Source organism: Streptomyces sp. NPDC044106, assembly GCF_056433985.1.
In genome coordinates, this window is sequence record NZ_JBWKFZ010000001.1 from 152,175 (window position 1) to 171,723 (window position 19,549).

A 19,549-nucleotide genomic window follows, 5' to 3' on the forward strand; every position below is an offset into this window, starting at 1 on the left:
CGCCGAAGCCCGCCAAGGAGGTCAGCTCATGTCGGAGTGGTCCGTCGCCGAGCCCCAGAAGCTCACGTTCGACGCACCCGTGACCGCACTGCACGTGCGCCTCGTCAACGGCGCGGTGAACGTCGTGGGCACGGACGAGGACTCCGCCCGCCTGGAGGTCTCCGAGATCGAGGGACCACCCCTGTGCGTGACCGAGGAGGACGGGACCCTCACGGTCGCCTATGAGGACCTGCCCTGGAAGGGGTTCCTCAAGTGGCTGGACCGCAAGGGCTGGCGGCGCAGCGCGGTGGTCTCGCTGGCCGTGCCCGCCGGGGCCCGTGTCGAAGTGGGCGTGGTCGGCGCGGGCGCGGTGATCTCCGGGATCGAGGGGCACACCGCGGTGAAGGGCGTCACCGGCGACACGACCCTGCTCGGCCTCTCCGGCCCGGTCCGCGCGGACACGGTCTCCGGGAGCGTGGAGGCACAGGGTGTCACCGGCGACCTCCGGTACAACTCCGTCTCCGGCAACCTCACCGCGGTCGAGGCCGCGGGCCCCTCCCTCCGGGCCGACTCGGTGAGCGGCTCGATGATCGTGGACCTCGACCCCGCGGACGGCACGACGAACGTCGCCCTGACCAGCGTCTCGGGCGAGATCGCGATCCGGCTGCCGCATCCGGCGGACGCCGAGGTCGAGGTGGACACGGCGAGCGGATCGGTGTCGAACGCCTTCGAGGATCTGCGGGTGAGCGGCCAGTGGGGCGCCAAGCGCATCACGGGCCGCCTCGGCGCCGGCCGCGGCCGGCTCAAGGCGACGACCGTGTCCGGGTCCATCGCGCTCCTGCGCAGGCCGCGGAAGGACGAAGATCCATACGACGAGGACGAGGTCCCCCTGGACATCGCCCCGGTGGACTCCGCCCCCACGCCGACGGACAGCTCGGACGACGGCCCGACCGCCGGTCCGACCGACGGCTCAACCAGCGGCCCGACCGATGGCCCGACCCCCAAGAAGGTGCTCTGACATGCCCCCCGTGTTCGCCCACGGCCGCCTCCGGCTCTACCTGCTCAAGCTGCTCGACGAGGCCCCCCGCCATGGCTACGAGGTGATCCGTCTCCTGGAAGAGCGCTTCCAGGGGCTGTACGCACCGTCGGCAGGCACCGTCTACCCCCGCCTCGCGAAGCTGGAGGCCGAGGGCCTGGTCACCCACACCACCGAGGGCGGCCGGAAGGTCTACGCCATCACCGACGCGGGCCGTGCCGAACTGGCCGACCGCAGCGGCGAGCTGGTCGATCTGGAGCTGGAGATCCGCGAGTCGGTCGCCGAGCTCGCCGCCGAGATCCGCGACGGCGTCCAGGGGGCGGCCGGTGCGCTGCGCCGCGAGATGCGCGCGGCCGCCAAGGAGGCGCGTGCCGCGGGCGGCCCGGAGATCGGTCCCGTGTTCCCCGACCCGGGTGACTTCTTCGACGGGACGCTGGGCGACAAGGAGAGCTGGCGCCAGGCCAAGGAGGAGTTCAAGCGGGCCAAGCAGGAATGGAAGGAGCAGGCCAGGCGGGCGAAGGACGAGAGCCGCCGGGCCCGCGAGGAGGCCCAGCGGGCCCGCCGCCAGGCCAAGGACGCCCAGGACAAGGTCCAGCGCATCGCCAAGCGGGTGCAGGAGCAGGTCCAGGACCACTTCGCGCGCGGAGACTGGCCGACGGGCGTACGAGAGGGCCTGACGGAACTGGCCAAGGAGTTCGGCGACTTCGGCGTGGGCCTGGGCAGGGACTTCGGCAGGGACTTCGGTGCCGCGGCGGGTGCGGGGACTCCGGGTGCCGCCGCCAAGGAGGCGCCCGCCGGGGCCGGGCCCAAGTTCAGCGCCGCCCGCGAGGACGTCCTGGTGGAGTACAGCCCCGACTGGGCCGGTGAGGACTCCACCGGCGACCCCGGCAGAGACCTCGACCGCCTCCTGGACCGCTTCCGCGACGACATCCGCGACGCGGCCCGCGACCACGGCGTCACGGAGGACCAACTCCGCGAGGCCCGCCGCCACTTGACCCAGGCAGCGGCACACATCGGCGCCACCCTGCGCACGCCGAGCCACTGACACCGACGGCACGCGATGGGTGTGACCCCGACCGGTACGGAGTCACACCCACCGCACCAGGCAGCGCTCCGCAAGCCCGCGCAGGAGGCCCCGCCCGCGAGACCTCGTCCGGTCGCGCCGCGCGGTGGCGATCTGCGCGCGGGCGATCGCGACCCACGGATCGACCTGCGAGCCGTCGCCGCGCTGCGGAAGCTGGTGGAGTAGCTGGAGGCCGTGCAGGTGCGCAGCCCGCGTCTGCGGGTGACGGGCTCAGACCTCCAGGACGATCTTTCCGAACTGCTCGCCGGACGCCAGCCGTTCGAAGCCCTCGCGGGCCCGGTCCAGGGGCAGCACCTCGTCGATCACCGGCCGTACCCCCGTGGCCGCGCAGAAGGCCAGCAGGTCCTCCAGCTCGTCCTTGGTGCCCATGGTCGAGCCGACCACCTTCAGTTCGAGGAAGAAGATCCGGGTGAGTTCGGCGTGCGAGGGACGGTCGCCGCTGGTCGCGCCCGAGATGACCAGCGTGCCGCCCGGCTTCAGAGACTTGACCGAATGGGACCAGGTCGCAGCGCCCACCGTCTCGATGACGGCGTCCACCCGCTCCGGGAGCCGCGCGCCCGCCTCGACGGCCTCCACCGCGCCCAGCTCAAGAGCCCTCTTGCGCTTGGCCTCGTCCCGGCTCGTCGCGAAGACCCGCAGGCCGGCCGCCTTGCCGAGCACGATGGCCGCGGTGGCGACTCCGCCGCCCGCGCCCTGCACGAGGACCGAGTCCCCGGGCCGTACCCCGGCGTTGGTGAACAGCATCCGGTACGCGGTCAGCCACGCGGTGGGCAGGCAGGCCGCCTCGGCGAAGGAGAGCTCCTTCGGCTTGGGCAGGACGTTCCAGGTAGGCACGGCGACGCGTTCGGCGAAGGTGCCCTGGTACTTCTCCGTGAGGATGGAGCGGCCCTCACGAGGGCCGACGCCGTGCCCACTCTGTCCGATGACGGAGTGGAGCACCACCTCGTTCCCGTCCTCGTCGACGCCGGCGGCGTCACAGCCGAGGATCATCGGCAGCTTGTCCTCGGCCAGGCCGACCCCGCGCAGCGACCACAGGTCGTGGTGGTTGAGGGAGGCGGCCCTGACGTTCACGGTCGACCAGCCGGAGCGCGCCTCGGGGGCGGGCCGCTCCCCCAACTCAAGGCCACTGAGCGGCTGGTCACGGTCGATACGAGCAGCGTAGGCAGCGAACATGAGGTGACCCTAGGCGTGAGGGGTGCCCGGACGGAACCTCGTACGGCTGTGACACGCGCCGCGCCGCCTGCCGCACGAGGTGCGCGGCAGGGGGCGCGGTGGATGCCCGGACCCGGTGTCAGCTGCGGGCCACACCCTCGGCACGGGCGGCGGCCGCGACCGCCGCCGTCACGGCCGGGGCGACCCGCTCGTCGAACGGCGAGGGGATCACGTAGTCCGCGGAGAGCTCGTCCCCGACGACGTCCGCGAGGGCGTCGGCCGCGGCGATCTTCATGCCCTCGGTGATCCGGGAGGCGCGCACCTGGAGCGCACCGGCGAAGATGCCGGGGAAGGCCAGGACGTTGTTGATCTGGTTCGGGTAGTCCGAGCGTCCGGTCGCCACCACGGCCGCGTACTTGTGCGCGACGTCGGGGTGGACCTCGGGGTTCGGGTTGGCCATGGCGAACACGAAGGAGTTCGGCGCCATGGAGGCGACGGCCGGCTCGGGGACGGTGCCGCCCGAGACGCCGATGAACACGTCGGCGCCGTTGAGGGCCGCCTCCAGCGAACCGCTGATCCCGGCCTTGTTGGTCAGCTCGGCGAGCTCGCGCTTGACCGGGGTGAGGTCGTCCCGGTCGCGGCTCACGACGCCCTTGCGGTCGGCGACCGCCACGTCGCCGAGCCCCGCCTCAAGGAGGAACTTGGCGATGGCGACCCCGGCCGCGCCCGCGCCGGAAATGACGGCGCGCAGCTCGCCGAGCGTGCGCCCGGTCAGCTTCGCCGCGTTGCGCAGCGCGGCCAGCGTCACGACGGCCGTGCCGTGCTGGTCGTCGTGGAAGACGGGGATGTCCAGGCGCTCCTGCAGCTTGCGCTCGATCTCGAAGCACCGGGGCGCCGAGATGTCCTCCAGGTTGACGCCGCCGAACGACGGGGCGAGGCGCACGACGGTCTCGACGATTTCGTCGGCGTCCGTCGTCGCGAGGGCGATCGGCACCGCGTCCACGCCGCCGAACTGCTTGAAGAGAATGGCCTTGCCCTCCATCACGGGGAGGGAGGCCTCGGCGCCGATGTCGCCGAGACCGAGCACCGCGGTCCCGTCGGTCACCACGGCGACGACATTGGATTTCCACGTGTAGTCGTGGACGAGTTCCGGCCGCTCGGCGATCGCGCTGCACACCTTCGCGACGCCGGGCGTGTAAGCCAGGGACAGGTCGTCCTTGTCGCGGACCGGCACGGTGGCCTGCACGGCCATCTTGCCGCCGCGGTGCAGCGCAAACGCCGGATCGAAGGAATCGACGAGATCGTCGCCTTCGTGATCCGTACTGCTGTCGCTGCGAGGATTGACGATCTCCGCTGCCACTTGTCTGACCCCTTAAGTCTTATTCATCAGTTGAGGGTGTCCACTCCCGGTTGAGAAGTGGGCGGGCACCGCGTCCGTTCTCCGCCTGTCGGCGGAGGGAGGTACGGACACGCGGGCGCGCCGCACACGCGCCCTGGGCCCCGGATGAGGGGTGTAGCCAACCTTTGTACCCGAAGGCGGTGCACACGGGCGAGTGACATTGGTTGCAGCATGCTCCGCGGACGTCCCTCGAGGCCGGGACGAGTGTCACTGGGCCGGGCGGGTGACCTGCGCGACGGCACGCGGTGCCACCGTGGTGCCACCTCCGGCGCGCCCACTCCGCGCCCAAGAGCCCCATGATCAGCCTTTACCGCCCTTTTCCGACATCAGCCCACCCGACCGGAAAGGGAGGGCTTTCAGGGCCGCGATCAGCCAATGTCCGAATTCTCCGAATAGTGCGCTCCAGCGGTCCACATAGCGAGATTCACCGGATATCTCTTGGTTGACGCTGATTCGATACCGCCCCCATACGCCCGCACCGTGCCGGGTTGTTGCGATTCGAAGCCCGCCCGTTATCCGATTTTGACATCTCCGGCACCCAGAATCGGACGGTCCGAATGGCAAGATGCCGTCATCACACGAGGTCGCGACACCCGAAGGTGTGTGCCCGACCCATCGGCAACTCCCTCATCCGCCGGAGGACCCACCATGACCGCACGCTCCATTTGTCGTAGGACCGCAGCCAAGTCCGCAAAGTCACGGATTACGGCGGTCGGTACGCTCGCGGTCGTCGGCACGCTGCTGCTTTCCGGCTGTGGCGACCAGACCAACGACAAGGAGAGCAACTCGGTCAGCAACGCCCCGCTCGCCGACAAGCTCCCCCAGGACATCCGCGACAAGGGCGTCCTCAAGGTCGGGTCCGACATCGCCTACCCGCCGGTCGAATTCAAGGACAAGTCCGGCAACACCGTGGGTATCGACCCCGACCTGGGAGAGGCGCTGGGCAAGCAGCTCGGCGTGAAGGTCGAATTCGAGAACGGCACCTTCGACACCCTCCTCGGCGGCCTGCGCTCCAAGCGCTACCAGATCGCGATGTCGGCCATGACCGACACGAAGAACCGCCAGGAAGGCATCGACGAGGAGACCGGCAAGAAGGTCGGCACCGGCGTCGACTTCGTCGACTACTTCACCGCGGGCGTCTCGATCTACGCCAACAAGGGCGAGGGCCGGTCCATCAAGACCTGGGCCGACCTCTGCGGGAAGAAGATCGTCGTCCAGCGCGGCACCGTCTCGCACGACCTGGCCAAGGCCGAGTCGAAGAAGTGCAAGGGCGGCAAGAAGATCGCGATCGAGCAGTTCGACAACGACCAGCAGGCCCAGACCCGGCTGCGCTCCGGCGGCGCCGACGCGGGTTCGTCCGACTTCCCCGTCGCCGCGTACGCGGTGAAGACCTCGGGCGGCGGCAAGGACTTCGAGCTGGTCGGCGAGCAGGTCCAGGCCGCCCCGTACGGCATCGCGGTCGCCAAGAAGAACACCGAGCTGCGGGACGCCGTCAAGGCCGCGCTCGACGCGATCATCAAGAACGGCGAGTACGCAAAGATCATCAAGAAGTGGGGCGTCGAGGACGGCGCGGTCAAGGAAGCCAAGGTCAACGGCGGCAAGTGATCCACCGTCTCCCTCCCTCCCCGTCGCTGAAAGGCCACCTCACGTGACCCCCGACATCTCCAAGAAGGGCCCGGCGGACGACGTCCCCGCGGCCCGCCCGGCGGAGGCCATCAAGGCCATCCCGGTCCGGCACTTCGGCCGCTACATCGCCGCCGTCCTGGCGATCGGCGTGCTCGCCTCGATCGTCTTCGCCTTCGCGCAGGGCGACATCAACTGGGGCGCCATCCCCGACAACTTCTTCGACGAGCGCATCCTCAAGGGCGTCCGCGAGACCCTGATCCTCACCTTCCTGTCGATGCTCATCGGCGTGGTCGGCGGTGTGCTCCTGTCGATCATGCGTCTTTCGAAGAACCCCGTGACCCAGTCGATCGCCTGGTTCTACATCTGGTTCTTCCGCGGTACGCCGGTCCTGGTCCAGCTCTTCGTCTGGTTCAACCTCGGCTTCGTCTTCGACTACATCAACCTCGGTCCGGTCTACAAGGACGAGTGGTCGGACTTCATGACGCCGATGCTGACGGCACTGCTCGGCCTCGGCCTCAACGAGGCCGCGTACATGGCGGAGATCTGCCGCGCCGGCCTGCTCTCGGTCGACGAGGGCCAGACCGAGGCGGCGCAGGCGCTCGGCATGAGCCACAACAAGACGCTGCGCCGCGTCGTGCTGCCGCAGGCGATGCGTGTCGTCGTGCCGCCGACCGGCAACGAGTTCATCAACATGCTGAAGACGACGTCGCTGGTCGCGGCCGTCCAGTACTACGAACTCCTCAAGTACGCCCAGGACATCGGCACCTCGTCGGGCGCGACGGTGGAGACGCTGCTGCTCGCCGCCTGCTGGTACCTCATCATGACGTCGATCCTCAGCATCGGTCAGTTCTACCTGGAGCGGTACTACGCGCGCGGTTCGTCGCGCTCGCTGCCGGCCACGCCCTGGCAGAAGATCAAGGCCAACATGCTGTCCCTCAACAGCCCGCGCGGAGGCACCGCATGACCGCCATGGTGAAGTCCGAAGGCGTCCACAAGTCCTTCGGCAACGTCGAGGTCCTCAAGGGCATCGACCTCGAGGTCAAGTCCGGCGAGGTCTTCTGCCTCATCGGTCCTTCCGGCTCCGGCAAGTCGACGTTCCTGCGCTGCATCAACCACCTGGAGAAGATCAACGCCGGGCGGCTGTACGTCGACGGGAATTTGGTCGGCTACCGCCAGAAGGGCGACAAGCTGTACGAACTCAGGGACCACGAGGTCGCCCTGCAGCGCCGGGATATCGGCATGGTCTTCCAGCGCTTCAACCTCTTCCCGCACATGACGGCGCTGGAGAACGTCATGGAGGCGCCGGTCCAGGTCAAGGGCGTTGCCAAGGCGCAGGCGCGGGAGCGGGCCGCGCAGCTCCTCGATCGGGTCGGCCTCGGTGACAAGGCGGGCAACTACCCCTCACAGCTCTCCGGCGGCCAGCAGCAGCGGGTGGCGATCGCCCGGGCGCTCGCGATGGACCCGAAGCTGATGCTCTTCGACGAGCCGACGTCGGCGCTCGACCCCGAGCTCGTCGGCGACGTGCTCGACGTGATGCGCGATCTCGCCGAGTCCGGCATGACGATGGTCGTCGTCACCCACGAGATGGGCTTCGCCCGTGAGGTCGGCGACAGCCTCGTCTTCATGGACGAGGGCGTGGTGGTCGAATCCGGCCACCCCCGCGAGGTCCTGACGAACCCGCAGCAGGAACGCACGCAGTCGTTCCTGTCGAAGGTGCTGTAGGAGCGCCCCGTAAGGGGCGCGGGGAACTGCGGCGGGCAACCACGGCGGACCCGCACGCGAGAACGCACACAAGGGGCGGCACGGATCAGTGATCCGTACCGCCCCTTGTGTTGGCCGGCTACTTGAGACCAAGAACCACCGCGTCCGAGGGCGAGGCCCAGACGGGCCGCGCCTCGGCGAAACCGGCCTCACGAAGGGTGCGGGCATGCCATTCGGCAGAGGGCGTGTCCCCGTCCGCATGCTCCCCGTAGATCTCGAACCGCTTGGCGGTGGGCCCCGCGAGGACCGGATCCTGGGCGGCGAGCTGCCACCACTCCTTCCAGTCCAGGACCCCCTCGGCCTTGACTCGCTCCATCCGCCCGTGGCGATACGCACTCTCGGCGGCGTTCAGCCGCGGCGTCGCCGGATCCGGCATGTGGTCCGCGTTCATGAAGACGCCGCCGTCGCGGACGATCCCGGCGACCTGACCGTAGAGCGCGGCCAGCGGCTCGCTGTAGAGCCAGTGCAGCGCCGTCGCCGTCAGCACGGCGTCGTACGAGTCGTGCGGCAGCGCCGCGGTCCAGTCGGGGTCCTTCAGGTCGGCCGTCACGAACGTCACCCGGTCGTCCCCGGCGAAGGTGCCCTCGGCGATGGTGAGCAGCGCGGGGTCCAGATCGACGCCGACGCTCGTCGCCTCCGGGAACCTCTTGAGGAGCCGGTCCGTAATACTTCCCGTACCGCACGCCAGATCGAGGACGCGCGGCGCGGTGCCGACCACGGCCTCGACCATGTCGAGCATGATCCGGAACCGCTCCTCGCGGTCGGGCAGGTACCACTGCTGCTGCCGGTCCCAGCTTTCCTGCCAGGCACGCCAGTCGGTGCCGGACGCGGCCCCCGCCTCGGTTCCCGTCTCCGTATCCGTCATCAGAACCCCTCCACTCCGTAATACCCTGGTACCGCAATCGGCTATTACCGGCCGACGAGATGAACCCTAGCCCGCCCCCGTAAGGACTACAAGTGGAACTGGCCTATTACTCGGACTACGCCGTACGCCTGGTCAACAGCGAGGAGCCGGGCCGCAACACGGACACGCTGACGTCCGTCGAGGCGATCAGGGAGCTCTTCGGGCCGAGCACGCAGATGGCCCGCCGCGCGACCGACTCCGACGTCACCCGCTTCCGCTCCGTACGCGGCAGGCTCCGGGCGGTCTTCGAGGCGGCGGACGGCGGCGACGAGACGCTCGCGGTCGACCTGCTGAACTCACTGCTCCTGGAGTTCCCCGTCAGCCCGCAGATCTCGGGCCACGACCACCGGGACGACGACGGCCGCCCGCTGTGGCACATGCACCTGGCGGACCACCCCTCGAACGCGACGGCGGGGTACGCCGCGATCGCCGCCATGGGCCTCGCCTTCCACCTCACCGAGCACGGCGTGGAACGCCTCGGCCTGTGCGAGGCCGCGCCGTGCCGCAACGCCTACCTCGACACGTCGACGAACCGCTCCCGGCGCTACTGCTCGGACCGCTGCGCGACCCGCGCCAACGTCGCCGCCTACCGCGCCCGCAAGCGCCTGGAGACGGAACGATCCGCCGGCACCGGCCGTACGGCACCCAGCGCCCAGCGCACCAGCGCGAACGGCGAGCGGCGGCCCGGCGCGGGCGGGCGGTAGCGGAACCGCACCTTCCCGAGGACGAGCTCCTCGGGGACGACGCCGTAGTCCGTGCTGTCCCCGCCCGCGAAGGCGTTGTCGCCGAGCACCCACCAGCCGCCCTCGCGCCGCTCCGCGGCCCGCTTGACGACCAGCAGGTCCTGCTGGAAGGGATGGCACAGGATCACCACGTCACCCGGACGTACGCGCGCCCCCCAGCGCACGAGCAACCGGTCCCCGTGCCGCAGCGTCGGCACCATCGAAGGACCCGTCACCTCCGCCGCGCCCCACGGCACAAGGGCCTTCCCGCGCTCGCTCTCCTGCGACAGCTCCGGCATCACCGGCACCTCCCCGGTCCTATCCTCCACCAGTCCCAGTCTGACCCTGGACTTTTGTCCTAAGCCCATGGGGGCACCCGCGAAAACCCGCCTCTCACGGAGTAATGTCCCACCTGAGAAGACGATCACGAGGAGGACAGCACATGCTTTCCCGCCTGTTTGCCCCCAAGGTGAAGGTCAGCGCCCACTGCGACCTGCCCTGCGGTGTGTACGACCCGGCCCAGGCCCGCATCGAGGCGGAGTCGGTCAAGGCCGTGCAGGAGAAGATGGCCGGCAACGACGACGCGCACTTCCAGGCGCGCGCCACGGTCATCAAGGAACAGCGCGCCGAGCTCGCCAAGCACCACGTCTCGGTGCTCTGGAGCGACTACTTCAAGCCCCCGCACTTCGAGAAGTACCCGGAGCTGCACCAGCTGGTCAACGACACCCTCAAGGCCCTCTCGGCCGCGAAGGGCTCGACCGACCCGGCCACGGGCCAGAAGGCGCTGGACTACATCGCCCAGATCGACAAGATCTTCTGGGAGACCAAGAAGGCCTGATCGCCGTCCGAGCCGTCGACCTGCTGCTGAGCGGGTCGTCACGCCTCTTCGACCGCACCCGGTCCGCCCACCGCCAAGAGAACGGCGCCCATGGCGGGCCGGGTGCGGTTCTGCGTCGGGCCCCTTGGCGGGCCGCCGCCGAACAGCCGCCGAATGGCTGCCGGACGACCGCCGAATGAGCGCTGGACGGCCGGTGGACGCGGCGAGCCTGTGGGAAGGTAGAGCCACATCACTGGGAGGTGGGTGGGACATGCTGGAGCCGCCACGCGAGGAGCTGTTGGCCTCCGCATTCGTCGACCTCGCCGACACCCTGGTGCAGGATTTCGACGTCATCGGTTTCCTGCACTCGCTCGCCGAGCACTGCGTCGCCCTGCTGGACGTCGCGGCCGCCGGAGTACTGCTCGCCACTCCGGACGGACGGCTGGTGGACGCCGCGGCGTCGGACGAGCGCACGCGTCAGCTCGAGCTCGCCAGCATCGAGTGGGACGAGGGCCCCTGCAGGGACTGCTACCGCACCGGGGACCAGGTCCCCGACGTACCGCTGGCGTCCGCCGCGGCCCGGATGCGGTGGCCGCGGTTCTCGCCGCGGGCCGTCGAGACGGGATTCACCTCGGTCGTGGCCGCGCCGCTGCGGCTGCACGACCAGGTCATCGGGGCGCTCAACCTGTTCCGGGACCGCCCGGGGCCGCTCAGCGACTCCCAGGTGCGGCTCGGCCAGGCGCTGGCCGACACCGCCACCATCGGGGTCCTGCAACAGCGGGCGGTGAGTGAGCAGATGACGGTGTCCGCGCAGCTGCAGGCCGCTCTGGACAGCCGCATCATCATCGAACAGGCCAAGGGCTACCTGGCGCACCGTCGCGACACCGGCGTAGAGGAGGCATTCACCCTCATGCGCCGTTACGCACGCAGCCACCAGATGCGACTCACCGAGATCGCCCGCCAGGTCCTGCAGGGGACAGCCGACGCCTCGCTCCTCAGGCGCGATCCGTGAAGCGTCGGCCCATCGGCGCTGACTGGTGGGCCGGCCCTGGGTCGTGTCCGCCAAGTCACGCCACCGCACCGGGAACGGAGGGTGTCCGGTGACCCATCCGGTGATGGCCGACTACCTGCGTGCCCTCAGCTCGCACAAGGGGCCGGGCCTCGCGCCGCTCCCGCTGGAGGCCTGCGCCGACATGCTGGGCCTGGACGGTCTCGGCCTGCTGCTGTCCCCGGGGGGCGGCCCCGCCGAGCTGGTGCAGTCCTTCGGGGCACGCTCGCTCGCCCTTGAGGACCTCCAGCAGGTCCAGGGCCAGGGCCCCAGCCTGGACGCGGCCCGGCACGGCGCGCTGCTCCTGCTGCCCGACGTGAGCGACGGCTCCACCTTCGCACCCGAACGCTGGCCCGGTCTGCCCGTCGCCATCCAGGGTCTCGGCGTGCGCGCGGTGTTCTCCTTCCCGCTGCGTATCGGGGTCATCTCGCTCGGCGCCCTCACCGGTCACCGCACGCGTCCCGGCGCAATGACCACCGAGCAGCTCACCGAGGCGTTCCGGCTGGCCGACACCATCGCGCAGATCGCCATCGCCACCGCCGCCGACGCCGGGCTCCCGCAGGCCCCGCTGCTCGACGATCCCGGCCTGCACTTCGCCGAGGTCCACCAGGCCACCGGCATGCTCGCCGCCCAGCTGGAGACCGACTGCGACCACGCCCTGGTCCGGCTGCGCGGTTACGCCTACAGCCACGACCGCCCGCTCCTCGATGTCGCCCGTGACGTCCTGGCCCGCCGACTGCGTCTGGACGCCAACAACGTCGGCGGGGGCGGCGCGGAGAGCGGCGGCACGGACGGCGGCGGCACGGCGGGCGGCGGCACGGGCCCGTCCTGACCCTCGCCCGCCACGCACGTGCCGTACGCACCTGCCATACGCACCTGCCGTACGCGCGGGCTAAACCATTTGCGGCGCCCGGCCGACCCCTGCTGCACTGGTCCTGCCGGAGCCTGCGGGGCCCGGCGCAAACAGCGATGTACCTGCGAAGGAGACGAAATGCGGCGTTCGTGCATGTCCCACACGAAAGGAATTCCCACTTCCGCAAAGGACATGACGGTACGTGCATTCATGTGCTCCGCACTTTCTGAACCTGGGCATCCTGGCCCACATCGACGCCGGTAAGACCAGCCTGACCGAGCGGCTCCTGCATGCCGCAGGAGTGATCGACGAGATCGGCCGCGTCGACGACGGAAACACCCGGACCGACTCACTCGCCCTGGAACGGCAACGCGGCATCACCATCAAGTCCGCCGTCGTCTCCTTCGTCATCGAGGCGCCGCGAGGGGGCGCGCGGGACGGTACGCCGGGCGACGGCACGGCGGGCGACGGTATGCCCGGCGACGGCGTCACGGTCAACCTGATCGACACCCCCGGCCACCCGGACTTCATCGCCGAGGTGGAGCGGGTCCTGAGCGTGCTCGACGGCGCCGTGCTCGTGATCTCCGCCGTGGAGGGCGTCCAGGCGCAGACCCGCGTCCTGCTGCGGACGCTGCGGCGGCTGCGCATCCCCACGCTGATCTTCGTCAACAAGGCGGACCGCCGCGGCGCGCGGTACGAGGGCGTCCTGCGGCACATCGCCGAGCGGCTGACCCCGGACATCGTCCCGATGGGCACGGTTTCCGGCCTCGGGACGCGCGAGGCCGACTTCACCGCGTACGCCGCGCATCCCCGTGCGGGAACGGGACCGAAGAGCCACACCGCCCGCCTCACCGACCTGCTCACCAGCCACGACGACGCGCTCCTCGCCGCGTACCTCGACGACGCGACGTCCCTCTCCTACGACCGTCTCCGCACCGAACTGGCCCGTCAGACCCGTCGCGCCCTCGTGCACCCGGTGTTCTTCGGCTCGGCCGTGACGGGGATGGGAGTCGCGGAACTGATGGACGGCATCAGGGAGTTGCTGCCCTCTTCACCCGGCGATGCCGAAGGGCCGGTCTCCGGGAGCGTCTTCAAGGTCGAGCGCGGCGCGGCCGGGGAGAAGATCGCGTACGTACGGATGTTCTCTGGCACGGTCCGCACGCGCGACCGCCTGGACATCACGACCTACGGGGAGCACGGTCACGCGACCCGCCGCGAGGGCAAGGTCACCGCCGTCAACGTCTTCGACCGGGGCACGGACGTGCGCGGCCCCGAGGTCAGGGCGGGGCGGATCGGCAGGCTCTGGGGGCTCGGCGACATCCGGATCGGGGACGTGATCGGCGTGCCGGGTGAGGGGGTCGGGCCCAGCGCCCACTTCTTCGCGCCGCCGACCCTGGAGACGGTCGTCTCCCCGCTGCGCCCCGCCGACCGCGGCGCCCTGCACCTGGCCCTCACCCAGCTCGCCGAGCAGGACCCGCTGATCGACCTGCGGCAGGACGACATCCGCCAGGAGGTGTCGGTCTCGCTCTACGGCGAAGTCCAGAAGGAGGTCATCCAGGCGACGCTCGCCGAGGACTTCGGGCTCGACGTCGCCTTCCGGGAGACGACGACGATCTGCGTGGAACGGGTCGTCGGCACCGGCTCGGCGTTCGAGCTCATCGACAAGGAGCCCAATCCGTTCCTCGCCACGGTCGGACTGCGGGTGGAGCCCGCGCCGGTCGGCGCCGGTGTGCTGTTCCGGCTCGGCGTCGAGCTCGGTTCGATGCCGTACGCGTTCTTCCGTGCCGTCGAGGAAACCGTCGGGGAGACACTGCGGCAGGGCCTTTACGGCTGGCGCGTCCCCGACTGCGTGGTCACGATGACGCACTGCGGGTACTGGCCGCGGCAGAGCCACGCCCACGGCACCTTCGACAAGAGCATGTCGAGCACCGCGGGAGACTTCCGGAACCTGACGCCGCTCGTGCTGATGGACGCGCTGCGAGCGGCGGGCACGGCGGTGTACGAGCCGATGCACCGCTTCCGGCTCGACGTGCCCGCCGACACGGTCGGGGCGGTCCTGCCCGCCCTCGCGCGGCTGCGGGCCGTCCCGCACACGCCGACGGCGGCCGGGGCGTCGTACCGCCTGGAAGGGGACGTTCCCGCGCAGCGCGTGCACGCGCTGGAACAGCTGCTCCCCGGACTGACGCGCGGCGAGGCCGAGTTGGAGACGGCCTTCGACCACTACGAGCCGGTACGCGGCGACACGCCCCCGACGCGCGAGCGGACGGACCACGACCCGCTCAACCGCAAGGAGTACCTGTTGCGAGTGGTGCGCCGGACGAGCGGCGGGGGACGCGAGGGGCAGGGGAGTCGGGCGGCGCGGGGGAGCCGGGAGGGCGCCGTGGGGCGTTGACGCCCTCCTTGGGTCAGGTCGTGATCAGGCGCCCACCGCAGGAAGGTTGAGCCGCTTCAGCCGCGCGATGTCCGCGATGATGTTGATCTCCGCGATCCTGCCGTCCACCACCGTGAAGGCTCCCAGCGCGACCGCCTCGCCGCCGGGCATCCCGACCATGCCGGGCAGGCCGTTGATCAGCACGAGATGCTGGTCGGCGGCGACCCGCGCGAACATCTTCGCCTGCCCGACCACCGCGGCGGCGCCCCGGACCACCTTCGACAGGCCCGAGGACAGCTCGCCGGTGTCCGCACGCAGCACGACGTCCGGGTCGAGGAGTTCGAGCAGCGCGTCGAAGTCGCCGGCGCGCGTGGCGGCCAGCCAGGCCTCGACGACCTCGCGCTGCTTGGCCACATCGGTCTCGGCGGCCGGTGTGGAACCCTGCACGCGGCGGCGCGCCCGGCTTGCCAGCTGTCGCGTCGCCGCCGTCGAACGCTCCACGATGGGCGCGATCTCGTCGAAGGGCACGGCGAACATGTCGTGCAGCACGAACGCGAGCCGCTCGGCGGGCGCCAGCGTGTCGAGTACGACGAGGAGCGCGAGGCCCACCGAGTCGGCGAGCAGCACCTCCTGCTCGGGGTCGACGGTGTCCAGGCGCCTCACGACCGGGTCCGGAATGTGCGTCTCGCCGAAGATCTGGAGTGAGGCGTCCAGGGAGTCCTCGCGCCGGGACTGCCGCGAGCGCAACTGGTCGAGGCAGATGCGGCCGACGACGGTGGTCAGCCAGCCGCCCAGGTTCTGCACCTCCCCCGGCCCCGGGCCGTCCTCGGTGCGGCTCAGCCGGAACCACGCCTCCTGCACCGCGTCCTCGGAGTCGCTCAGCGAGCCGAGCATGCGGTAGGCGACCGCGTTCAGCCGGGGCCTGTGCTCCTCGAACCTTGCCGCGAGCGCGACTTGCGCGGATCCGTTCTCGTCCATCTGTCACTTTCTCCCCTCGCGGTCCGTCATAGGTATGACGGACCCACCCCACACAAACGTGACAACCGAGGAGAACAGTAATGATCACCCGCGCGTGAGCTCCGCCCAGGGCCCCGCCCACCCAAGCCCGTCCACCACCACAGGAGTTGTACGTGAAGATCGACGCCGACCTCGTCCGCCGCCTGCTCGCCGAGCAGTTCCCGCAGTGGGCCGGACTGCCCGTGGCGTCGGTACCGCTGCCCGGCATGGACAACGCGACGTTCCGGCTCGGTGACGACATGTCCGTACGACTGCCCCGGTATCCCCGATGGACCGGGCAGGTCGAGCGCGAGCAGCGGTGGCTTCCATGGCTGGCCCCACAGCTGCCGCTCACCGTCTCGACACCGATCGCCGCGGGCCGCCCCGGACAGGGTTACCCCTTCCCCTGGTCGGTCTACCGCTGGCTGGACGGCGAGGCCGCGACGACCGAAGGACTCGCCGACCCGGTACGCGCGGCGCATGAGCTGGCCGGGTTCGTCCGGGCGTTGCACAAGATCGACGCCACCGGCGGCCCCGCCCCGGACCTGAGCAACGCCTTCCGCGGCGAGCGCGTGGGCACCGAATGTGACGCACTGGCCGCCGACTCCCTCGTACGGTCCAAGATCACGAAACTGGCCGGCATCGTCGACACGGACGCCGTCACGGCGGTCTGGGAGGCGGCTCTGGCGGCGCCCGCGTGGGACCGCGATCCGGTGTGGCTGCACGGAGACCTCGCGACCGGCAATCTCCTCGCCGTCGACGGCCACCTGAGCGCCGTCATCGACTTCGGCACGCTCGCCGTCGGCGACCCGGCCTGCGATCTGATCCCCACCTGGATGTTCCTGCCCGCCGAGGCGCGCGAGGCGTTCCGCGCGGCGGTCGACATGGATGACGCGACGTGGGCCCGCGCCCGCGGCCTGGCACTCGCCGGATCGTTGCCGGTGCCCGACGACCCGTTCTTCGCCGTCCCCGCGCGGGTGACAGCGGCCCTGCGACACCTGAACGCGGTGCTCGACGACTTCGCGGAGTACGCGCGTACGTAGAGGTGGGCGGGATGGGCGGGATGGGCCGGGCGGGCGGCGTGTGCACCGGTCAGATCAGCGGGGCCAGCGCCGTTCGCAGGTCGGCCGGTTCGCGGTAGAGCAGACCGGTCATCCCGAGCGCGACGGCGGCCTTCACGTTCTCCTGCCGGTCGTCCACGAAGAGGCAACGGTCCGGGGCGGCACCGGCCCGCTCCGCCGCCGCCTCGTACATGCGGCGGTCCGGTTTGGTGATGCCGATGTCGGCGCTGCTGATCACGTCGTGCAGGAACCCGTCCGGGCCGGTCAGACCCAGCTGAGCGAGGTCGTCGGCGACGAGCCACGGAGTCGCGTTCGTGACGAGCAGGACGGGCACCCCGGCCGCGCGGACCTGCCTGAGCAACCCCACGACCACCTCATCGGCCCGGAACTTGGCCTGCGCCAGCGTCATCCCGAGCTCATACCCGCGCGCCCACGACACCCGGTCGGCGAGCCCGTCCGCGATCGACTCGACCCACCGCTCCTTGGTGATCTCACCACGCATCAACGGCATGTCGGTCTCGGGCCGGAAGGCCACCTCGGCCGTGCTGCCCCGCGCCAGACCGGCCGAGCGCTCCAGCTCCTCCAGCTCCGTCATGTCGTAGAAGCGGATCACCCCGTCGAGATCACTCAGTACGACATCGAACGCCCGTCCGCAGATCGTCATCACACGTGTCTATCACGTGCCCCAGGGCGACCTTGCGGAGCGTCCGGTGCGGTGCTCAGGCGCGGACGGGGGCGCGGCCTGGGCGTGGGCGTGGGCATGGGCCGGGGCTGGGCGTGAGCCGGGGGTCCGCGGGTCCGGGGGCCGGGCGTGAGCCGAGGAGTCTGGGGGTCCGGGGGTCCGGGGGCCGGGCATGAGCCGAGGAGTCTGGGGGGTCTGGACGTGAGCCGAGGCTTGGGCGCGTGTGTCCGCTCTCAGTCCTCGCCGAGCGCGTCACGAACCTTGGCACGTACGCGCTCCTGCTCCTTGCGCACAGCCGCGTACCGGGACTTTTGGCGACGTAGATCCTCACGCTGCTTCTCGTTGCTGACGGCCCACCACACTCCGGCCGTATTCAGCTTCCGGTTGCACTCCACATCGGCGACAGCCGTGCCCAGTTCCCGCTTCGTACGACTGGTACTGCCGTCCGTCCGCCCCTTGCGCCAAGCCTTGTCCAGGTAGGCCTGCTTCGGGTTCTCGTACCGTTTGAAGCCCTTGTCCACCACACAGCGCGACCAGTCACCGAAGGCTCCCCGCATCCGCCGGTCCTTGGTGACCGCTTTGCCGATCTCCTGCGTACGCCCCTGCACGTACCCCCAGAGCCGCGCAGACGCGGCCGCGTCCCCCATGATCCGCCGCATGGCCTCAGCAGCGCAGCCACCCTTGGGGACCTTGCGTCCGTTCACCTCGGAATGGCCGCCGCGCCCCTCACCGAGGTCATACAGCACCTCGTACTCCTCCTGCGTCAGCGCCCGCCCCTTCGGCCGCGTCTGCACCTTCACGTCTCTCACACGATCCGGATCGACGCCATAGCCCCACCGGCGGACATGGTCGAGATTGAGCATCCCGTACGGGGCCACCGTGGTCATCGCCAACGCGACGGTGCTCCTTCCCCCACTGACCTGCGGTTTGGGATCGAGCGGGAAGTCTGCGAACCCGAAGGACCGCATACACCGCCGCGCCACCCGCTGCCGCGCCTGCCCGATGCGCCTGTTGTCCCGACTGGTGAACTCGTAGTAATCAAGCGGCAGTTCCGGCAGATCACGCACACTCTTCACGCGCGGCACACCGACTCCCCGCGCGTCCCCCGGCACGGATCCGGAGTCACCCGACCCAGCACCTCCACCGACTTCGGAATCGACACCGCCACCGCCACCGGCACCGCCACCCGCTCCGGTGCCACAGCCCGCCAACACCGCGCCCGCCACGGCGAGTACACCCCATCGTGCTCTCAACACGTGCTCCCCAAACGGCCGACACCAACGATCCGTGGGACCTTACCGGTCGGGCCACGGAACAGCGGGCGCCCGACTGGAATGTCTCCTCACCCGTCAGCCCGACGCCCCGGCCACCCTCGGCTCACGCCACATGGGCCACATCCGTGGGCCGTCCGGCAGATCGAGCGTCGTGCCCATGAAGCTGAATCCGAGTCGTGCGTACAGGTCGCGGCTACGCGTGTTGCTCGCCTCCAGATAGGCGTGTCGCCCCTCGCGATCGCAGCGTTCGAGCACACCGGTTACGAGTGCTGTACCGAGCCCTTCGCCCTGCCGATCCGGATGCACGGCTATGAGGTGCAGGTATTCGTGCGCCCTGTCGTTCGGATGAATCGCTTCCGTCAACCGCCCGACCAGCTCCAGGCGTTCATTACCGGGATCCACGACCTGCCGCAGCCACGCGGGCCCGTCCTCAACACTCCCTCGATCACCTCCATCCTCTCCGGCACCTCCATCACCTCCGACGTCCCCCGGTCCTTCTCCATCACTCTCAAGCGCCCCCGCCGACACGGACCACCACAGCGCCACGGCCGAGCCGTCCTCGGTGACGTCGACATATCCCTCGCTGAGCGCGATGTGGAAGAAGGCCCGCATCAGCCCTCTGTGCGTGCGCAGGCGGTGCCCCTCCTCGGGGAAGATCCAGCTGCTCACCGGGTCCTGCATGAACGCCGTATCGAGCAGCCGCACCACGTCCTCCCGGTCGCCCTCCCCGGCTCTCCGTATCGCCACACCCACAGCCCGTCCCCAACCACTCGCCCGCTTCCGA

19 protein-coding genes and 1 pseudogene are annotated in these 19,549 nt (G+C 70.2%); 12 read left to right on the forward strand and 8 right to left on the reverse strand.

The genetic code is table 11. The features are described 5' to 3' along the window. Nucleotides 1–28 precede the first annotated feature (28 nt). The 3 genes and pseudogenes from AC07DI_RS00695 to AC07DI_RS00705 all read left to right on the forward strand — a co-directional run. Nucleotides 29–997 carry a DUF4097 family beta strand repeat-containing protein gene (locus AC07DI_RS00695; protein ID WP_478901300.1) on the forward strand — a complete coding sequence of 323 codons (969 nt, stop codon included), beginning with the start codon at nucleotides 29–31 and terminating at the stop codon, nucleotides 995–997. A 1-nt stretch (nucleotide 998) separates the two neighbouring features. Continuing rightward, entirely contained in the window at nucleotides 999–2,060 is a 1,062-nt protein-coding gene (locus AC07DI_RS00700) for a PadR family transcriptional regulator (protein ID WP_478901301.1), read from the forward strand. Nucleotides 2,061–2,192: 132 nt separating this feature from the next. Continuing rightward, nucleotides 2,193–2,354: pseudogene (locus AC07DI_RS00705) on the forward strand (helix-turn-helix domain-containing protein); the annotation flags it as partial. On the opposite strand, the gene AC07DI_RS00710 reads toward AC07DI_RS00705, so the two are convergent. Then, a complete protein-coding gene (locus tag AC07DI_RS00710; protein WP_478901302.1) occupies nucleotides 2,310–3,272 on the reverse strand; it encodes a zinc-binding dehydrogenase in 963 nt (320 codons plus the stop codon). The pseudogene AC07DI_RS00705 and the gene AC07DI_RS00710 sit on opposite strands and share 45 nt — an antisense overlap. 118 nt (nucleotides 3,273–3,390) lie before the next feature. Beyond that, nucleotides 3,391–4,611 (reverse strand): NAD(P)-dependent malic enzyme, encoded by a 1,221-nt coding sequence (locus AC07DI_RS00715; protein WP_384249120.1) that lies wholly within the window; start codon nucleotides 4,609–4,611, stop codon nucleotides 3,391–3,393. A gap of 687 nt (nucleotides 4,612–5,298) precedes the next feature. Between AC07DI_RS00715 and AC07DI_RS00720 the strand changes: the two genes are divergently transcribed. From AC07DI_RS00720 to AC07DI_RS00730, 3 genes are read left to right on the forward strand one after another with little or no spacing between them, the layout of a single operon-like run. Then, nucleotides 5,299–6,255: an ABC transporter substrate-binding protein gene (locus tag AC07DI_RS00720; protein WP_478901303.1), complete on the forward strand. Its 957-nt coding sequence runs from the start codon at nucleotides 5,299–5,301 to the stop codon at nucleotides 6,253–6,255. A gap of 43 nt (nucleotides 6,256–6,298) precedes the next feature. Beyond that, a complete protein-coding gene (locus tag AC07DI_RS00725) occupies nucleotides 6,299–7,240 on the forward strand; it encodes an amino acid ABC transporter permease (RefSeq protein WP_478901304.1) in 942 nt (313 codons plus the stop codon). Then, nucleotides 7,237–7,998, forward strand: a complete 762-nt coding sequence (locus tag AC07DI_RS00730) for an amino acid ABC transporter ATP-binding protein (RefSeq protein ID WP_478901306.1) — start codon at nucleotides 7,237–7,239, stop codon at nucleotides 7,996–7,998. Before AC07DI_RS00725 ends, AC07DI_RS00730 begins: the two co-directional genes overlap by 4 nt. A 118-nt stretch (nucleotides 7,999–8,116) precedes the next feature. Here AC07DI_RS00730 and AC07DI_RS00735 read toward each other — a convergent pair whose 3' ends face one another. Beyond that, entirely contained in the window at nucleotides 8,117–8,902 is a 786-nt protein-coding gene (locus tag AC07DI_RS00735; protein WP_478901307.1) for a class I SAM-dependent methyltransferase, read from the reverse strand. Nucleotides 8,903–8,994: 92 nt separating this feature from the next. Here AC07DI_RS00735 and AC07DI_RS00740 point away from each other — a divergent pair, with 92 nt between their 5' ends. Beyond that, nucleotides 8,995–9,645 (forward strand): CGNR zinc finger domain-containing protein, encoded by a 651-nt coding sequence (locus AC07DI_RS00740; protein ID WP_478901308.1) that lies wholly within the window; start codon nucleotides 8,995–8,997, stop codon nucleotides 9,643–9,645. Here the strand turns inward: AC07DI_RS00740 and sodX are convergent. After that, nucleotides 9,528–9,962, reverse strand: a complete 435-nt coding sequence (sodX, locus tag AC07DI_RS00745) for a nickel-type superoxide dismutase maturation protease (protein WP_478901707.1) — start codon at nucleotides 9,960–9,962, stop codon at nucleotides 9,528–9,530. The genes AC07DI_RS00740 and sodX overlap by 118 nt on opposite strands. Before the next feature lie 143 nt (nucleotides 9,963–10,105). Between sodX and sodN the strand changes: the two genes are divergently transcribed. The 4 genes from sodN to AC07DI_RS00765 all read left to right on the forward strand — a co-directional run bounded on the left by sodN (nucleotide 10,106) and on the right by AC07DI_RS00765 (nucleotide 14,773). Continuing rightward, nucleotides 10,106–10,501, forward strand: coding sequence for a superoxide dismutase, Ni (sodN, locus tag AC07DI_RS00750; protein WP_164560667.1), 396 nt, complete (start codon nucleotides 10,106–10,108; stop codon nucleotides 10,499–10,501). A 250-nt stretch (nucleotides 10,502–10,751) separates the two neighbouring features. Continuing rightward, entirely contained in the window at nucleotides 10,752–11,492 is a 741-nt protein-coding gene (locus AC07DI_RS00755) for a GAF and ANTAR domain-containing protein (protein WP_478901309.1), read from the forward strand. 88 nt (nucleotides 11,493–11,580) lie between these two features. After that, nucleotides 11,581–12,360: an ANTAR domain-containing protein gene (locus AC07DI_RS00760; protein WP_384249141.1), complete on the forward strand. Its 780-nt coding sequence runs from the start codon at nucleotides 11,581–11,583 to the stop codon at nucleotides 12,358–12,360. Between the two features lie 223 nt (nucleotides 12,361–12,583). Next, the gene (locus tag AC07DI_RS00765) at nucleotides 12,584–14,773 is read left to right on the forward strand and encodes a GTP-binding protein (RefSeq protein WP_478901310.1); all 2,190 of its coding nucleotides are present in this window, start codon (nucleotides 12,584–12,586) and stop codon (nucleotides 14,771–14,773) included. Between the two features lie 24 nt (nucleotides 14,774–14,797). Here the strand turns inward: AC07DI_RS00765 and AC07DI_RS00770 are convergent, their stop codons facing one another. Next, nucleotides 14,798–15,730 carry a sigma-70 family RNA polymerase sigma factor gene (locus tag AC07DI_RS00770; RefSeq protein ID WP_478901312.1) on the reverse strand — a complete coding sequence of 311 codons (933 nt, stop codon included), beginning with the start codon at nucleotides 15,728–15,730 and terminating at the stop codon, nucleotides 14,798–14,800. 152 nt (nucleotides 15,731–15,882) lie between these two features. Here AC07DI_RS00770 and AC07DI_RS00775 point away from each other — a divergent pair, with 152 nt between their 5' ends. Beyond that, nucleotides 15,883–16,791, forward strand: coding sequence for an aminoglycoside phosphotransferase family protein (locus AC07DI_RS00775; protein ID WP_384249148.1), 909 nt, complete (start codon nucleotides 15,883–15,885; stop codon nucleotides 16,789–16,791). A gap of 49 nt (nucleotides 16,792–16,840) precedes the next feature. On the opposite strand, the gene AC07DI_RS00780 is transcribed toward AC07DI_RS00775, so the two are convergent. From AC07DI_RS00780 to AC07DI_RS00790, 3 genes are all read right to left on the reverse strand, one after another. After that, nucleotides 16,841–17,473 (reverse strand): HAD-IA family hydrolase, encoded by a 633-nt coding sequence (locus tag AC07DI_RS00780; protein WP_478901314.1) that lies wholly within the window; start codon nucleotides 17,471–17,473, stop codon nucleotides 16,841–16,843. 251 nt (nucleotides 17,474–17,724) lie between these two features. Beyond that, nucleotides 17,725–18,576, reverse strand: coding sequence for a hypothetical protein (locus tag AC07DI_RS00785; protein WP_478901315.1), 852 nt, complete (start codon nucleotides 18,574–18,576; stop codon nucleotides 17,725–17,727). Nucleotides 18,577–18,840: 264 nt separating this feature from the next. Then, nucleotides 18,841–19,518, reverse strand: a complete 678-nt coding sequence (locus AC07DI_RS00790) for a GNAT family N-acetyltransferase (RefSeq protein WP_478901316.1) — start codon at nucleotides 19,516–19,518, stop codon at nucleotides 18,841–18,843. Between the last annotated feature and the right edge of the window lie 31 nt (nucleotides 19,519–19,549).

What these genes read in the sequence shown, in the direction of transcription:
- AC07DI_RS00780 (WP_478901314.1), bottom strand. Translation starts at nt 17,473, where the DNA reads ATGACGATCTGCGGACGGGCGTTCGATGTCGTACTGAGTGATCTCGAC.
- sodX (WP_478901707.1), bottom strand. Translation starts at nt 9,962, where the DNA reads ATGCCGGAGCTGTCGCAGGAGAGCGAGCGCGGGAAGGCCCTTGTGCCG.
- AC07DI_RS00730 (WP_478901306.1), top strand. Translation starts at nt 7,237, where the DNA reads ATGACCGCCATGGTGAAGTCCGAAGGCGTCCACAAGTCCTTCGGCAAC.
- AC07DI_RS00700 (WP_478901301.1), top strand. Translation starts at nt 999, where the DNA reads ATGCCCCCCGTGTTCGCCCACGGCCGCCTCCGGCTCTACCTGCTCAAG.
- AC07DI_RS00735 (WP_478901307.1), bottom strand. Translation starts at nt 8,902, where the DNA reads ATGACGGATACGGAGACGGGAACCGAGGCGGGGGCCGCGTCCGGCACC.
- AC07DI_RS00710 (WP_478901302.1), bottom strand. Translation starts at nt 3,272, where the DNA reads ATGTTCGCTGCCTACGCTGCTCGTATCGACCGTGACCAGCCGCTCAGT.
- AC07DI_RS00695 (WP_478901300.1), top strand. Translation starts at nt 29, where the DNA reads ATGTCGGAGTGGTCCGTCGCCGAGCCCCAGAAGCTCACGTTCGACGCA.
- AC07DI_RS00720 (WP_478901303.1), top strand. Translation starts at nt 5,299, where the DNA reads ATGACCGCACGCTCCATTTGTCGTAGGACCGCAGCCAAGTCCGCAAAG.
- sodN (WP_164560667.1), top strand. Translation starts at nt 10,106, where the DNA reads ATGCTTTCCCGCCTGTTTGCCCCCAAGGTGAAGGTCAGCGCCCACTGC.
- AC07DI_RS00755 (WP_478901309.1), top strand. Translation starts at nt 10,752, where the DNA reads ATGCTGGAGCCGCCACGCGAGGAGCTGTTGGCCTCCGCATTCGTCGAC.
- AC07DI_RS00770 (WP_478901312.1), bottom strand. Translation starts at nt 15,730, where the DNA reads ATGGACGAGAACGGATCCGCGCAAGTCGCGCTCGCGGCAAGGTTCGAG.